We start from the raw sequence: 15,430 nt of genomic DNA, 5'->3' as shown, positions 1-15,430 counted from the left end.
ATTTCCTCATATTCTTTGTGTATCTTTAAGTTTGTGCAGAATACGCATTTTATCTCTTCTCGAGTGAGTACATTTACTTGAAATGATTATGAGAATATCGACAAACGCTAAGCACTTATGTGTATATAGCTATTTTCTTACTAAGAAAACTACTTATCGAAACCGTTTCAGCTTTCCAACAAAGAGAAATGGGAAGAACGCGCCTGTGAATATTCCTCCAAGAATAACTACGTATCCTAAAAGACAATTAACCCAGAACATAGTAATCGTTCTATTAAAAGAGTCCACCATTACAACTTTAAACGCATCCTCCTGAAGGTAGAGAAGTTGGGAGTCTAGCAACATCGTTATCGTTAGAGTCATTAGCACAAAGCATCTACCAGTAATAACCTTTTCTTGTCTCTCGATCGAGGTAGGGGTCCGACTCACCCGCCAACAGTATCCTCCAAGACATCGTGGAACTCGCAACATATCTACACGCATCAGCACAAAGCATCTACCAGTAGAAACCTTGACATCTCCTCATTCAATCACATTATCTTTAAGGATTGCTACATGGTTAAGATGGTTGATTCTCAAAAAAATATTGCTGCTAAGAATTTTGAAGAGGCAAAGCCAAAATTGGTTGTTTTATTAGAAGAAAACAATAATATGCAGACCAATAAGCAGTATTTGCATACAAATCGCTTACTATTTTGGTTTCGGCGTACAAGTTTACGGACAAAAGCGATCGCATTTGCCTTTGCTATTGGAACTCTACCTGTGTTCGTCGTTGGAATGCTGACTTACCAAATGGTCAAGCAATCAACAACAGCAGAAATAACCAATAACAAACAAGATAAAGCTAGGTTACTAGCAGATAGCGTAAACACATTTATACTGAGACATTATGAAGAGCTTCAAATCATCTCCAAGCTTATACCTCTATCAAACAGTAAATTCAGTGAAGGAATTAACCGTACTCAGATAGAAACAAGGCTCAATGACTATTTAGATGTTGAAAAAAGCTATGAAAGCATTGCCATATTAGATATGAATGGAAATGCGATCGCCACATCAAAAGGTCAATCAATCCCCAATCAAAAAAATGAAGAATATTTTCAAACAGTCTTGAAAACGCGAGCGCCATACATTAGGCAACCATTAAACATAAAAAAAAACGAATCTGCAAAAATTTATTTAGCATTACCCATCAAAAACAATGCTGGTGACATTCCTTATATTATCCGAGCCATTATACCTTCAAAATTTTTAGAAAAGATTGTTTTTACTCAACAATTGAGTCAAGATAATTACCATTTAATAGATAATAATGGAAAAATTTTCTTGTGTAGAGATGGAGAACATTTAGGAAAAAATGTAGGAGATACGATTCCTAATTGGAATCAACTTATTTCTGGGAAAAAACTGAAAACATCAATTCTATGGAATCAACAAGAAAATATTGAAGAACTCATAACTTATGTACCTTGGCAAAAATTAGAAAAGTTGCCAGATTTGGAATGGAAACTGGTTTTAAGTACAAATACAGCAACAGCACTCGCTGCCCAAAGAGATTTATTGCTGATTTTACAAATTGGAACATTAGTAACAGCATTAATCGTTGGTGGAATTTCGGCAATTTTTATCAACCGTTTCGTGCATCCAATTTTAACTGCAACTACAACTGTCAAGAAATTAGGACAGGGTAATTTAGATACTCGAATTGCTGTTAAAGGCGAAGACGAACTATCCGTCTTGGGTTCTAACATCAATCAAATGGCAGACCAACTGCAATATCTGTTACAAGAACAAACGGCGGAAGCCGAACGGTTGAAAATTGTGACAAATGTATTGCTTTCAATTCGTCAGTCATTAGATTCTGAGGAATTGTTTAACATAACAGTTAAAGAAGCAAGAACTGCTCTTAAAGCAGACAGAGTTGTTATTTATCAATTTAATGCTGAAGGAAATGGAAAAGTTATAGCTGAGTCAGTCGATTTTGGGTTTCCTGTTGCTTTACAAGAGACAATTGAAGATGGCTGTATTGACCGAGAAATCATAGAAGCTTATAGCAAGGAGCGCGTATTAGCTACCAATGATGTTTGGGAAGCCAGCTTTTCTCCCGAACACCTTAAGTTGCTGGCACGATTGCAAGTTAAAGCAAATCTAGTGACACCAATTATAAAAGACAATTGCGTTTTTGGATTTTTAATTGCTCATCATTGTACCAAACCTTATGTGTGGCAACCTTATGAAATTCATTTTTTAAGGCAGTTGGCAATTCAAGTCGGATTGACTTTAGAACGAGTGAGTTTGTTAGAAGTGACACAAACACTGGAAGACATTGCTGTTCGCTTGTCTAAAACTCATAACTCACAAGAAATCTACAATCTTGCCGTTCAAAAGCTCCGAAAAGCCTTAAAGGTCGATCGAACTGTTATCTACAAAATTAACGAAAATTTTCAAGGAAGCGTAATTGCAGAATCAGTTGGTGGTGGTTGGTCTTGCTCTCTTGGCGCTGAGATTTACGACCCTTGCTTGAAAAATTATGTCGAAAAATACAGACAAGGTCGCGTTATTGCAATTAGCAATATTTATCAAGCAAATTTATCTAAATGTTACATTCAACAACTTGAATCATTCGAGGTGAAAGCTAATTTAGTAGCCCCCATTCTAGTGGGTGACAAATTGCTTGGTTTGTTAATTGCCCATCAATGTTCGCAATCGCGCTTGTGGCAGCACTCTGAAGTGGATTTGTTTGAGCAATTTGCTGGAATTGTGGGTTTAGCTTTGGAGAGAGCGAATCTTTTAGAGCAAGCAGAAAAAGGACGTTTAGCAGCAGAACAAGTTTCCATAGAACAACGCCAACAAAAAGAAAGGCTACAACTACAATTGCTAAAACTTATTGACGATGTGGAAGCTGCATCTAGAGGGGATTTGACTGTACGCGCCGATGTTACCTCTGGAGAAATTGGCACTGTAGCTGACTTTTTTAACTCAATATTGGAGAATTTGCGAGAAATAGTGATTCAAGTCAAAGTGGCGGCGACTCAAGTAAATGCTGCGATCGCAGATAACTCTGGAGCTATGAATCAATTAGCAACGCAATCGCTCAAACAAACCCAAGAAATTGGTCATACTCTAGATGCTATAGATCAAATGAGACTCTCCATCACAGCCGTCTCAAAAAGTGCTAAACAAGCTGCAGAGGTTGCTCGGACTGCCTATCATGCTGCAGAAACTGGTGGTACAGCAATGGATTTGACAGTAGAAAATATTATGTCCTTACGAGAAACAGTCGGAGAAACCGCCAAAAAAGTTAAAAGACTTGGTGAATCTTCACAGCAAATTTCTCGTGTAGTCGGATTAATCAAGCAAATAGCGATGCAAACCAATTTGGTAGCGATTAACACTGGTATTGAAGCGCACCGTGCGGGTGAAGGTACTCATGGTTTTGCCGTCATTGCCGAAGAAGTCGCAGTACTTGCAGCGCAAAGTAGTGCCGCAACTTCCGAAATAGAAGAAATTGTAGCTACCATTCAGCGTGAAACCCATCAAGTTGTCAGAGCTATGGAGTTAGGGACAACACAAGTCGTTGAAGGAACTCGTCTCGTTCAGAATACCAAACAAAGTTTGAACCATATTTTAGATGTCTGTCGCCAAATCGATAAATTGGTACATTCCATTTCCACTGCTACAGTCTCTCAGGTACAAACCTCCGATGAAGTCTCAAGTTTGATACAAGAAATTGCTAAAGTCTCAGAAATAACTAGCAATTCTTCTCGTCAAGTTTCTTCATCTTTGCAAAAAACAGTAGAAATTTCTCAGGAATTACAAGCTAGCGTTCGGACATTTAAGGTGAGTTAATGAGCCAAGCCCTTTTTGGATTCTGGATTGTTAGCGGTTGTTTGAAAAGTAGTTATTTGCGATCTTAGGTACTTATCGATCCCCCCTTCAAAAGGGGGGAAAAATCCTTAAAGTCTCCGCCCGAAAAGACGAATAATTTGTTTTTCAAATATCCATTATCTTAAATTTATGTAAACGACAAGCGTAGAACTACTCCTTTTTTACACTGAAGATAAGCTTTCTACCAGAGCCTCTATCGCCAGAATCAATATTCTTTGTGATTTCATCCCAAAAAGGCTTTCTAAATAGCAGCATCTTCATTACCAACCTTTTTCTTCAGAGTTGATAAGCAGTATAAATTATTACAATTTTCCGCTTTAATTCAAAATTTAAGGGATAATTGTGAGGAACTCGTGAGGATAGCGGTATTTTTAATAGTTATTAACTAAAAAATTAACAAAAGTTCTCTTTTTAAGCTACGGTGTACACACAAGTTTGATTTACCCCCCTTAGTCCCCACGCGTGAAAGGGGAGAAACTGAAAATCAAGTTCCCTCCCCAATGCATCCGGGAGGGTTAGGGTAGAGTAAAAACAACGCTAAAACCTCTAATTGACAAGCTATTTCACGAAAGTGGTAGCATTATTATCATGTATTCAAACAATTGACTTTTTTATATACAATTTTGACATCTTTTTTTCATACTACTAACAGCTTTGTTAGGTCTGTTGAAGCTGAAAGACTTACCAAATAATATTTTTTCTTCTTTAAGCAAAACCAAAGCTCTATTCTTTTTAAGATTTTAGTTAAATTTTATACTTAGATGGCAGTAACCAAACAGGCAACAAGAATGTATATTTTTCAATAAGGAGTTTGAACACTACAGTAGTGCTCCTCTAGAAAAAATATCTAAATGTAAGTACAAAGATAAACCATGATTGACTTCACCCTGACACAAGAACAGCAGACGTTGCAGTCAATAGCGCGGGACTTTGCTCAAACCGAAGTCAAGCCTATTGTTCGGATAATCGAAGAGTCTAGCGATCGCTCCATTGAACCTTGGGATTTCTGTAAACGAGTCTTCCAGAAGGGATTCGATCTAGGATTTACATCTCTACTGCTACAGCAAGAATATGGTGGTATGGGTAGAAAATGCGTAGATTTAGCATTAATTTTAGAAGAAATAGGTGCTGAAGACGTTAGCATTGCCTCTAGCTACTTTAACCTGACTGCTGCTATGTCGCTTTTTGTCACAAGAGCTGCAACAAGCGAACAGCAAAAGCGAATACTCTCTTTTGTACAATCTGGAGAACCTCATTTATTCAGTGCGGCAGAAAGCGAACCAAACGTAGCAACATCAGATTTGTTTTGTCCCATACCAGACCCCACAATTGGGATGAAAACCTTTGCTCAACGGGAAGGTGACGGATATATTCTCAACGGGAAAAAGTCTTCATTAGTGACAAATGCTGGCATTGCTGATGCTTACTTCATCATTACTCGTACAGCTTTAGACAAACCATTACATGAAAGTTTGTCCATATTTTATGTTCCTGCAGACACACCTGGTTTAAAGTTTGGCAAAAGAACGGAGATGATTGGTTGGAAGCCTTCCCATCATGCTGAAATTTTGTTAGATAACGTTCGAGTTCCTGTAGAAAATTTGATTGGGAATGAGGGAGAAGCTGCTAAACTGCTCATGTTACTTCCTGAAGTCGCTATTGGACTAGCTGCTTCCTATGTAGGTTTGGCTCGCGCTACCTATGAGTACGCTTTAAATTATGCCAAGCATCGAGTGAGTTGGGGACGCCCCATTATTCAACATCAAGCAGTTGCATTAAAACTTGCTGATATGATGGTGAACACCCAAGCTGCACGATTAATGGTGTGGGATGCAGCACATACAGCAGATACAAATCCTCAACTAGCGGCAACAATTAAGGCTCCTGCTGCCAAAACCTTTGCTGTAGATGTAGCCATTAAAAATGCCCAAACAGCCATTGAAATTCTTGGGGGCTATGGAGTCACAAAAGATGCTCTTACGGGTAAGTTTCTGGCTGACGCTACTATTGGATACTCGTGCGATTTCACGCGAGAAGTCTTGCGCCTCGGTTTAGTAAATTTTTTGTAATCCTCTAAAAGCAGAGGTTTTAATCTTCTTCAGGTTTGGCTGGTGCTGATTTCACGATCGCTCTACCATTTTCCACAACGGTAACATTACAAGTTTTTGACTTGCATTTGCCGTTGTGAGGTAAAGCATCAGCGCATTGCTTGTAATAGTGAATATTTTGCTCCTGTTGTTGGTTCAAGGTCACTGCATTACAAGCAGAGGTTGTTGAGGACATAATCGGTACTTTTAACTCTATATATTTATTATTCCCCAATTAAGTTATAATAGGGTACGTTTTACACTACAAGAAACTACCCTCTGAATCTTTTCTATTCTGCAATCCGTGCTTAATATTTAGAAAGAATTTGCGATCGCAAACTTACGAATTATGCGGTATTAATTTATGCTTCAATTTCAACCCCCTGGTTTTGGGCAGAAAGTCATTAACACATCCTTGGGGTTTATGGTTTACTACACCCAAACGGCTGTACCCTGGACAATGTCTAAGAGTCAAGATTTACCAACCCTTCTGTTTCTGCACAATTTTGGTGGAGGGGCTTCTGCATACGAATGGTCTAAAGTTTACCCAGCATTTGCAGCGACACACCATATATTTGCTCCTGACTTAATTGGTTGGGGTGAATCTGCTCATCCCGTGCGGGATTATCAAGTTAAAGACTACCTGACAATTTTAGCTGAGTTTATTAGACAAACTTGTCCCACACCCGTGACAGCGATCGCATCTTCATTAACAGCAGCTTTAACAATACGTCTTGCCATTGCCCAACCTTTTTTATTTAAAGCACTGTATTTAGTATGCCCATCAGGATTCGATGATTTTGGACAAGGTGCAGGACGCAGGCTTCCTATGCAGATCGTCAATACACCTTTGTTAGATCGTCTGATATACATTTTAGGTGCAGAGAATGAGTTGGCTGTACGCAATTTTTTACAAAGCTTTCTCTTTGCAAATCCGCAACGTGTTTCTCAAGAAATGGTACAAGCTTACTTAGCCTCTGCACAACAGCCGAATGCTAGGTTTGCAGCATTAGCATTTTTACGTGGGGATTTATACTTTGACTTGAGTTTGTATATTCAACAACTGACTATTCCAACAGTTGTTTTTTGGGGACAAGAAGCGCAATTTACAAACATTAAGTTGGGAGAGCGTTTGGTCAAGTTAAACCCTACTGCAATTCAGGGATTTCATGCGATCCCAGATGCCGGAATTTTGCCTCATCTAGAAGTACCAGAAATAGCGATCGGCTTACTCCAAAAATACTTGTAGCTGAAATGATTAGATATACTGACACATAAGACCTAAAATTAAGGTTATGCTATGATGCTAGACGTGCTGAAGCTATGTCTCGAATCAAGGGAATTCTGGAACTTAAGTAAACGTTTATCGTGTTGAGTTCCTCTCCACTCAAAAGTTTCTGGTTTTGGAGTTGCTTCAGCAATTGCTGAATCAGCTCCGTATCGCTAAAATTCAAAAGAATGCTGGTTTGAGTTTCCTCAATGACAGACCATAGCTGACGTAGTGTAGAAGATCTCATAAATGAACTAACCCCATAGCAACTGAATATGTTATGACCATCAGCATAGTAGTACTGATGAACACATAAAAATAATACTAGCCCTAAATTTTTAAGAAAATCTTAAGATTTACAAAGGTTTATAGGTTGTTACGTCTTGAAAAGAAATCTTAATATGTGTTCAAATTGGGGATTGGGAACCAGTGACCACCTGACCAGTGACCACCTGACCAGTGACCACCTGACCAATGCCCAATCGCCAATCCCCTAACTCAAAGGTGCCTGTATAAGCCCCGCACCAATATCTAGGGGATCGACACCAGCTGCTATGCGAGATTTTGTTGCTTGACCAATCAATCTAGCACTTAATTCGATTGAACTGAGAGTTCTGGTTTCAGCCAAGATTTTTTCTGCCCAAAGTGCGGCGACTCCTGCAACATGGGGAGTTGCCATGCTCGTTCCACTCATGTCAATATAACCACCGCCAACTGCTGCAGAATAAATGTCCACTCCAGGAGCCGAGATATTAACACCAGTGTTGGAAAAATCAGCAACTGTTAAAGCATTATGTGGTTCGCCAGAAGTGCGGAGTGCTCCTACAGAAATGATTCCATCTGCAGCAGCTGGTGGAGTGACAGCCAGTTCATAATCAGGCTTAATGTCTCGCTTACTTTCGTTACCTGCGGCTGCAATAACAACAGATCCTTGTTGAAAAATATTCCCTCTCGCACGGGTTAATTCTGCCAAACTTTCAAATAAACGGATATTTGCTCGATAAGCCTCTAACGCTTTCGATGTTGCTAAGTCTGTAGGATATTCTTTTTCAGTCACTAATTTGTCTACATATCCAGGGAAATCTAAGCCAAGGGATAAAGAAATAACATGGGCGTTTTCGTTAATTGCCCACAACAATGCTTGATATATACCTGCAGTTGTGCCTCTACCTACCCCATCTAAGACTTTACCAATTAATGCACGTTGAATGCCCGGAGCTATGCTATAACGCAAGCCGTCGATCGACTGACCGAAGAGAGTTCCAGCACAATGCGTGCCATGACCGTAATTGTCACCGTTTCCTTCACCAGTAAAATCGCGTTGTATGAGTTGAATTCCTCGGAAAGCTTCATGTTCGCCATCAATTCCACTATCGAGAACTGCCACTGTTACACCTTTGCCAGTGAATGGGCTTTCTGCGGCTCTAGTAACACTGACCCCCCAAGTCACATTAGTTTCCGGAGAGGCTTCTCTCTGTTGGCTAGCAACTGGTTTGATAAGGGCAATTGGCATGGGTGGCGCAATACTCACAACTTCAGGGTCTCGGCGCACTTCAAAGAGATCGTGCTTGTCGAGGGATTCTACATCAAGGCGAAGGTTGATGCCTTCCGATGGTCGAACCGATTGTATCGAACGCGATCGCCCTGAAAATAGATCGCTTAAATCTACACGACTGGTGTTCCGGAGAATAATAAGTCGATCTTGTTCCATAGTAGCGATCCTTAGTGAGTGTCTGTTGAACATTACACCATGCTGCCTGTTATGGAACAGCTAAAATCTAAAAACTTTTTTAAATCTATTTTTCTCTTATAATTTAATTGCGAAAACTAAGATTTCCTCTTGTAATTAAAAAAGCTCCATGGCATGGATACCTTTGAAGGAACGGATAAACAACTTATCTCTTGTTCTTGCCGGACCTATTCTCAGAAGAACTGATACACATTCTGTAACTGTATGGGTGGCGTTGAAAGAGAGCCGGACTATAACTTTAAAAATCTTTAATACTTGTCATAAATTATTATTGACAGGCAGTCGAAAAAGTATTCGTCTGGGAACGCATTTACATATAGTTGCTGTCACCGCTAAGACTTCATCACCAAATTTACTTTCCTATGGAGAAATTTATTTATACGAGCTAGATTTTGGGGATGAAGAAACACTCAATCAACCAGGTATACTCAGTTTGGATGGCTCTATCCAAGACATTACATATCCTCAATATATATTGCCAAGTTTTGCACTCGTACCAAACGATATAAACGATTTACGCATCATTCATGGTTCGTGTCGCAAACCTCATGGAGAAAGCCTAGATGCACTAGCAACCTTAGACAAAATCATTAGAGAAGCATTAGAAGAAAGCCCCAAAAAACGACCATCACAACTTTTCTTGACAGGCGATCAAATTTATGTAGATGATGTTACAGATACTTTACTTTTCATGCTTTTGGATGCAACCCAAACTCTTTTAGGTTGGACTGAACCACTTCCAGATGTTAGTCATCCTAAAGAGTTAAACCCCGGTCAACGCAATGAGATAGCAACGCATACGGCTGGACTAACAGCTAGTCTTGGCAAAATGAATAGAATTTCTAACATTGCGAAAAGTCATTTATTTGCATTAGGTGAATTTGTAGCAATGTATTTATTTGCCTGGAGTGATGTCCTGTGGTCAAAACCAGAAAATTTACCAGAATTTCAAGACGTATATCCTAATATGTCGAAAGATGGTAAGAGAACCACTCTATTTGAAGAGGAACTGCACGCATTACAAGGATTTAATTCAACGCTAAAAGATATTAGACGTGCTTTGGCGAATGTTCCAACTTACATGATATTTGACGACCATGAAATGACCGATGACTGGTTTCTGAATATAGCTTGGTGCGATCGCGTTCTCCAACAACCATTAGGCAAACGAGTTTTGCAAAACGGATTGCTTGCATATGCTTTATGTCAAGGATGGGGAAATACACCAGAGCAATTTGAAAGTAACCAACCGGGTGAAATATTGCTGAAGGCAACACAAGCGTGGTCAGATTCTTGTGGAACAAATCCACACTACGAACAGGAAATAGCAAAATGTCTTGGTATTCCTACCCTTGAAGAAATTAGAGAAACTCAACCTAGACGATTGCCACATAAAGAAAATTCTCTTAAGTGGCACTATACCGTAACTGGTCCAAATTTTGAAATTCTAGTTTTGGACACGCGCACTTGGCGTGGTTTTCCTGGTGACAAAGACTTTGATTTTCCTGCACTTTTAAGTGCAGAAGGTTGCGATGAACAAATATCAAAAATAGCTTGTTCAAAAGATATAAAGATAACAATAGTAGTATCGCCAAGCCCAGTTATTGGCTTACCTTTTCTAGAAACCGTACAAAAGATAGCCAAAAACATGGCAGAAAAATTAGGGGCTTGTGCATGGGGTTTCGATCCAGAAGCTTGGGGATTAGAAGAAACAGCAATTGAGCGACTACTAGCAAGACTCGCATTAAGAGCTTCACCAGAACAAAAAAATCGTGTCATCATCCTATCAGGTGACGTTCATTATAGTTTTGCCGCTCGATTGCAATATGCTGCAACTCATCCCTTCCAAAGTTCTTACCATGATAATATAGAGACACGCCATAGCTCGTCTCCTAACAACCCATCTTTAAAAACAATTATTGCCCAATTTACCAGCAGTTCCTTAAAGAACGAAGCCCAAGGATTTGGCGGTAGCCATTCATTACATACTCAAGGCTTTGTTCCTTTTGCCATAACAAACGCTCTTCCAACAGTAGAGGTTTTGGGATGGGAAAATCCAGAGCAAAAGAGTTTCAAAGTAGGAGATGTCTATACTTTCATTGACCAAAGTGTTGAACAGACAGTTCAATGTTTGCCCTTAGTACTCCAAGGTAGCCCTGCTAAATTGAATTTAGTTAACGAGCGAAGTTTCTTGCGAGCGCTACAAATTGACAAAAAACCTGAATGGTGGTATCGGATTGATTTTTTGTCTGCTGATTTAGAGGGTATAAACGAACCACAAGACTCACATATTACCATACCCTATTCTGTCAAAGCTCCTCTACCAGGTCAAAATCGTAAGGAACCTTTAGAAAAATATTTAGCAATGGCAAAAAATTACCGAGATTACACGTCTAATAAAACAACAGGTAAAGAAATAGTAGGTTTAAATAATCTTGGTGAAATTACTTTTGAGTTTGTTGAGGGTAAAGAAGTTGCAGTACAAACTTTATGGTGGCGATTGGAGAGTTGGGAAAAAGATAAGTTGTTAGAACCCTTTCCATTAACTCGGTGTGAAGTATCCCTCAATTTTGCCGATCCACATTACCCAATGGATGAATTGCTAAAGGAAGTAGAATTTTAACGAATTCGTTCGTTAGCTCTTACGAAGGCTGGTCTCTGTATCAAGCGATTGACATATTGAGTGAGAGGATCGTCTGTGGCAAGCATTCCTAACTTCTCAGCCCATAGCAGAACTCCTCCAGTGACGATATCGGCTGTGCTAAATTGGTTGGCTACTAAGTAGTTGTTATTAGCTAATGCTTCTCTTAAAGGTTGGGTAACGCGATCGAACCATTGTCGAGATTCATCAGATGAAGTTCCAAACCGCACTTTTTCTGGTAGTAATTTTTCTGGTAAGTGCGGTAAGGCATCGAACATAAAATGCTCTACGGGAGGTTCGAGAGTCACACTCGCATAAAATAACCATTGGAAATAATAAGCTCGGTGGGGACTGTCTGGAGAAGGAGCCAATCTAAAAGTAGGATATTTATCGGTAAGATAAGCACAAATAGCAGCAGACTCAAAGATTGTCACTTCTCCATCTATCAAAACAGGAACTTTCCCATGAGGATGTAGCTTTTGATATTCTGGTTGCTTTGTCATCTCCATACTGACATTAACCAGTTCGTAGGAAATACCCATTTCTTCTAAGAGCCATTGAGGACGAACTGCTCTTGTTGTGGGAATATAATATAGTTTCATCTTTTTAAAATTGATAGATTTCCACTTTGACCCCAGAATATATTTTATTCTTAAAACAAAGTTTTTGACAACTTATCTCTGTTCCGTAATCTGAGCGATCGCAAATTATTAAGAGTTCTCAAGTTGGTACAAATGTTAACAAAAGTGTTCCCTTGAGAATTTATGACATTTTAGAATGCTCAAGTAATGTGAATTAGAAAGTGAGAAATAGAGTATTACAATTATAGCTCATTAGGATGATTTCTCAATTAATTGAGCAACTCGAATTGCGGATAAGATCGCTCCTTCATGCAACCCATCTCCAAGATAAGCTCCTACATGGTAGGTGTTATTTTCTCCATTAGTCATAACAACTTCGTTTCTGTATTTAAAAGAATTGACAGTGTATAAAGGGGTGTGGTGTTCCTGAATATGAAGAATTTTGTCTTTAGCGATCGCATCATTCAGATTAAAAGCCAAACTGTATTGAAGAGATGATGATATTCCACAAAGCTGGTTGAGACAAGCATTATATCCCCATCCATCATCAGTTTGGAAAAAATCAAATTCTGAAGATTGTTTAATACCATGTCTGGCGTACATTGAAGTATCTGTATGTATGACCGTTTTTGCTAGGTTTTTCTGCCAAGGAGAAAATCGTTTAATTTCTTCATCTGTTGGATTACATAATAATTTTATTACCTGGTCGGGAGGTGTGGCAAAAACTACTTTGTCAAACAGATACTTTACACCATTGGATAAACCAATTTTTACAGAGTTAGGTTGTCTAAAAATTTCCCTAATTTCAGCATTAACTAAGATATCACCCTTGAAACGTTCCAGAATTTTTTCAATATAGGAATAGACGCCTCCTTTAATTCTTACCCAGTCTACAAAGACATATTCTCGTAGCGTAGGAATTGCTAGTTCTGCTGGGAAATTATCGATGGCATTAAATGGCATTGAGTAACTATACATAGTGAGCAATTTTAGCCACCAGTTCTGAACGCACTGACGTTTCAAAAATTGAGACATTGACTGATTGTACAGTTCCTGTATTTGGATAAGGTACATCTTTAACGATAATTCAAAGGAACAGGCATAGAACGTTTTCAGCTTGAGAGACTCAATGGCACGCTGAATTCCTGTAAAGTTTTTTTGAATGACTAACTCTGAAAGAAAGTGACGACCATCTTTTAAAAAGAGTGCTGAACCCATATTGACTGGTTCTAGTTCTACTTCTAGTTCTTGCATTAATTTGAGGAAGTTGTGAAATACACAAGGAAATTCGAGTACTCCTCCTTCTAAAAGCTGTTTGCAATGGGAGTGATTGGGTTGGACGTTTTTATTTAATGTCCGAATATGTCCGCCTAATATGGGTTGTTTTTCAAAGACTGTAATGTGATGACCTTTTTTGTTGAGTAGGTATGCAGTGACCATACCACTTGCGCCGCTACCTATAATTGCTATTTTCATATGTCATTATTTACACCCTTTTAGATTGAGATAAGAAATAATTAACCGCAGATGAACGCTGATGGACGCGGATAAATTGAGAGGTTAGTAAACTGTGTAATGTTATATTGGACTAGTTGCAAAGATTTAAGGAGGAAGGGGAGTTTTATTAAATTGTCTCTTTTGATAATGTTTGATATAGAGATGCTCCTGTCCAAAAGGTGGGGGCAAAGCCTGGATAACCGGATGAGGCATTACAAAAGTAGAAGTTTTTTAAGGATGTTTTGTAGTTTAATCTGCCAATTCCCATATTGCGGGGTGTGAGGTTGGAGCCATAGGAATTTCCTTTTGGACACCAACAAAATCTTTCGTTTGTTGTTGGGCTGCCAGTAATTTTAAAGACAATATATTTTCTGAAATTTGGAATATATTTTTTTTCGACTATTTCTAAGATGGAGTTCAGGATTTCTTCTTTTTTTTGTCTATACGCCTTTTTATCGGTTTCTTGGAGTTTTTTAAAGTAATCGTAATTGGCAACGGTCAAGAATTCGATAATTTGACATCCTTCTGGACAGTCGCTCTGAGCTTCGGTCATTAATGTAGGTGTTGTGATGGCAAAACTTGGTTTTGAGAAGTCATGCTTTTCATACATTTGATAAAATGCTTCATTCAAATCCCGATGCTCTGTATGGAAGGTATTCCATTTCCCGAATCCATAGTCTCTAAGATCGATATCTTTGACAACGCAGTAGACCATATAGTTAGAGGGGGAATACTCGTAATTAAGTTTCTTGCGGACTGTCTTGGAGAAGTTTTCTACTCCTATCATCTGAGCAGCTTTTTGAGGATCTATATTGCAGATAATGTTTTCTCCAGTAAATTCACGGCTTTTATGGGTGATGCGATCGCGTGCTTTAACTCCTGTTATAGTTTTGTCTGCGATCGCAAAATCCGTGACTTCCTGATTGAGAAGAATTTCGCCTCCATTCTCCTCTATGACTTTGACTAATGAGTTGATGACATGCTCAAAATGCTGTGTGGGATAAAAAGCACCTTCTTGATATCCTGTGAATAAGATCGTCCAAGCGTAAAATGAGAGTTTTTCTGGAGGTAACAAAAAATCAGGCCATTGCAGTGCTAAAAGTGTTTGGGCTTCTTTAGGCAGTTTGAACTTGTCGAAAACTTCTTGAAGCGTACTGTTGAGATACGTAAGAGCACATGACACTTCACCAAAATGTTTGAATAATTCAGCAGGATCGATTGGGGGTGCTAATCTCTTCAGCCCCTCGCTAGTCTTTTGTACCTCAAGAACAAATTTCCGAATCTGTGAGGCATTCTGAGGAAAGAGATTGGACAGTCGCCGGATTAACTCTGCGGATTCTGAGGGAATGTCTAACGAGTAGTCTGGCATTCTCATGCGATCGAAACCGTTAGGATCGTAGCGATCGAATGTCACTTCTTTATCTAAGTTCAGTTTTTTCAAAACCCGATCTACCGTATGCCCTTCACCGCAATCCCAAACATAATGGAGTTGGGCATTGAATTTATACTTTTTTGCCAACGTAAAGGTGTGACCGAAACCTCCAGGATATTCATGGGCTTCCAAAATTTGAACTCTCTTCCCGGATTTTGCCATGAGAGATCCAAATACTAATGCCGACAAGCCACTGCCTACAATCAAGTAATCCGGTTTCATCTTAACCTCCGTTTGGATACCCTCATTGGGGTGGTGAGGATCGTTATTGGTTACTCATCATT

The 15,430-nt window shown here is 39.1% G+C and carries 10 protein-coding genes; 4 read left to right on the top strand and 6 right to left on the bottom strand.

From position 1 onward, the window contains the following. Window positions 1-555: 555 nt before the first annotated feature. A complete protein-coding gene (locus ACKTT2_RS49770; RefSeq protein ID WP_407900539.1) occupies window positions 556-3,849 on the top strand; it encodes a GAF domain-containing protein in 3,294 nt (1,097 codons plus the stop codon). Between the two features lie 911 nt (window positions 3,850-4,760). Further along, a complete protein-coding gene (locus ACKTT2_RS49765; RefSeq protein ID WP_407900538.1) occupies window positions 4,761-5,957 on the top strand; it encodes an acyl-CoA dehydrogenase family protein in 1,197 nt (398 codons plus the stop codon). 19 nt (window positions 5,958-5,976) lie between these two features. On the opposite strand, the gene ACKTT2_RS49760 is transcribed toward ACKTT2_RS49765, so the two are convergent. After that, window positions 5,977-6,171, bottom strand: coding sequence for a hypothetical protein (locus ACKTT2_RS49760; protein WP_407900537.1), 195 nt, complete (start codon window positions 6,169-6,171; stop codon window positions 5,977-5,979). Between the two features lie 168 nt (window positions 6,172-6,339). On the opposite strand from ACKTT2_RS49760, the gene ACKTT2_RS49755 reads away from it, so the two are divergent. Then, the gene (locus ACKTT2_RS49755) at window positions 6,340-7,224 is read left to right on the top strand and encodes an alpha/beta fold hydrolase (RefSeq protein ID WP_407900536.1); all 885 of its coding nucleotides are present in this window, start codon (window positions 6,340-6,342) and stop codon (window positions 7,222-7,224) included. A 49-nt stretch (window positions 7,225-7,273) separates the two neighbouring features. On the opposite strand, the gene ACKTT2_RS49750 is transcribed toward ACKTT2_RS49755, so the two are convergent. After that, window positions 7,274-7,492 carry a hypothetical protein gene (locus ACKTT2_RS49750; protein ID WP_407900535.1) on the bottom strand — a complete coding sequence of 73 codons (219 nt, stop codon included), beginning with the start codon at window positions 7,490-7,492 and terminating at the stop codon, window positions 7,274-7,276. Between the two features lie 246 nt (window positions 7,493-7,738). Then, window positions 7,739-8,956, bottom strand: a complete 1,218-nt coding sequence (locus tag ACKTT2_RS49745) for a S8 family peptidase (RefSeq protein WP_407900534.1) — start codon at window positions 8,954-8,956, stop codon at window positions 7,739-7,741. A gap of 148 nt (window positions 8,957-9,104) precedes the next feature. Here ACKTT2_RS49745 and ACKTT2_RS49740 point away from each other — a divergent pair, with 148 nt between their 5' ends. After that, complete coding sequence (locus ACKTT2_RS49740; RefSeq protein WP_407900533.1) at window positions 9,105-11,618, top strand: metallophosphoesterase family protein; 2,514 nt, start codon at window positions 9,105-9,107, stop codon at window positions 11,616-11,618. Here the strand turns inward: ACKTT2_RS49740 and ACKTT2_RS49735 are convergent. The 3 genes from ACKTT2_RS49735 to ACKTT2_RS49725 all read right to left on the bottom strand — a co-directional run bounded on the left by ACKTT2_RS49735 (window position 11,615) and on the right by ACKTT2_RS49725 (window position 15,368). Continuing rightward, window positions 11,615-12,238 carry a glutathione S-transferase family protein gene (locus ACKTT2_RS49735; protein WP_407900532.1) on the bottom strand — a complete coding sequence of 208 codons (624 nt, stop codon included), beginning with the start codon at window positions 12,236-12,238 and terminating at the stop codon, window positions 11,615-11,617. The two genes, ACKTT2_RS49740 and ACKTT2_RS49735, sit on opposite strands and share 4 nt — an antisense overlap. Before the next feature lie 231 nt (window positions 12,239-12,469). Further along, window positions 12,470-13,693: an FAD-dependent oxidoreductase gene (locus tag ACKTT2_RS49730; RefSeq protein ID WP_407900531.1), complete on the bottom strand. Its 1,224-nt coding sequence runs from the start codon at window positions 13,691-13,693 to the stop codon at window positions 12,470-12,472. A gap of 148 nt (window positions 13,694-13,841) precedes the next feature. Further along, a complete protein-coding gene (locus tag ACKTT2_RS49725; RefSeq protein ID WP_407900530.1) occupies window positions 13,842-15,368 on the bottom strand; it encodes a phytoene desaturase family protein in 1,527 nt (508 codons plus the stop codon). Window positions 15,369-15,430 lie beyond the last annotated feature (62 nt).

The sequence above is a fragment of the Scytonema hankhaensis NUACC26 genome, from assembly GCF_045865695.1.
Taxonomy (GTDB): Bacteria; Cyanobacteriota; Cyanobacteriia; order Cyanobacteriales; family Nostocaceae; genus Scytonema.
The sequence above is the reverse complement of the archived record's forward strand: the minus strand, read 5'-3'. Positions and strand labels throughout refer to the sequence as shown.

What these genes read in the sequence shown, in the direction of transcription:
- ACKTT2_RS49770 (WP_407900539.1), top strand. Translation starts at nt 556, where the DNA reads ATGGTTAAGATGGTTGATTCTCAAAAAAATATTGCTGCTAAGAATTTT.
- ACKTT2_RS49765 (WP_407900538.1), top strand. Translation starts at nt 4,761, where the DNA reads ATGATTGACTTCACCCTGACACAAGAACAGCAGACGTTGCAGTCAATA.
- ACKTT2_RS49760 (WP_407900537.1), bottom strand. Translation starts at nt 6,171, where the DNA reads ATGTCCTCAACAACCTCTGCTTGTAATGCAGTGACCTTGAACCAACAA.
- ACKTT2_RS49755 (WP_407900536.1), top strand. Translation starts at nt 6,340, where the DNA reads ATGCTTCAATTTCAACCCCCTGGTTTTGGGCAGAAAGTCATTAACACA.
- ACKTT2_RS49750 (WP_407900535.1), bottom strand. Translation starts at nt 7,492, where the DNA reads ATGAGATCTTCTACACTACGTCAGCTATGGTCTGTCATTGAGGAAACT.
- ACKTT2_RS49745 (WP_407900534.1), bottom strand. Translation starts at nt 8,956, where the DNA reads ATGGAACAAGATCGACTTATTATTCTCCGGAACACCAGTCGTGTAGAT.
- ACKTT2_RS49740 (WP_407900533.1), top strand. Translation starts at nt 9,105, where the DNA reads ATGGCATGGATACCTTTGAAGGAACGGATAAACAACTTATCTCTTGTT.
- ACKTT2_RS49735 (WP_407900532.1), bottom strand. Translation starts at nt 12,238, where the DNA reads ATGAAACTATATTATATTCCCACAACAAGAGCAGTTCGTCCTCAATGG.
- ACKTT2_RS49730 (WP_407900531.1), bottom strand. Translation starts at nt 13,693, where the DNA reads ATGAAAATAGCAATTATAGGTAGCGGCGCAAGTGGTATGGTCACTGCA.
- ACKTT2_RS49725 (WP_407900530.1), bottom strand. Translation starts at nt 15,368, where the DNA reads ATGAAACCGGATTACTTGATTGTAGGCAGTGGCTTGTCGGCATTAGTA.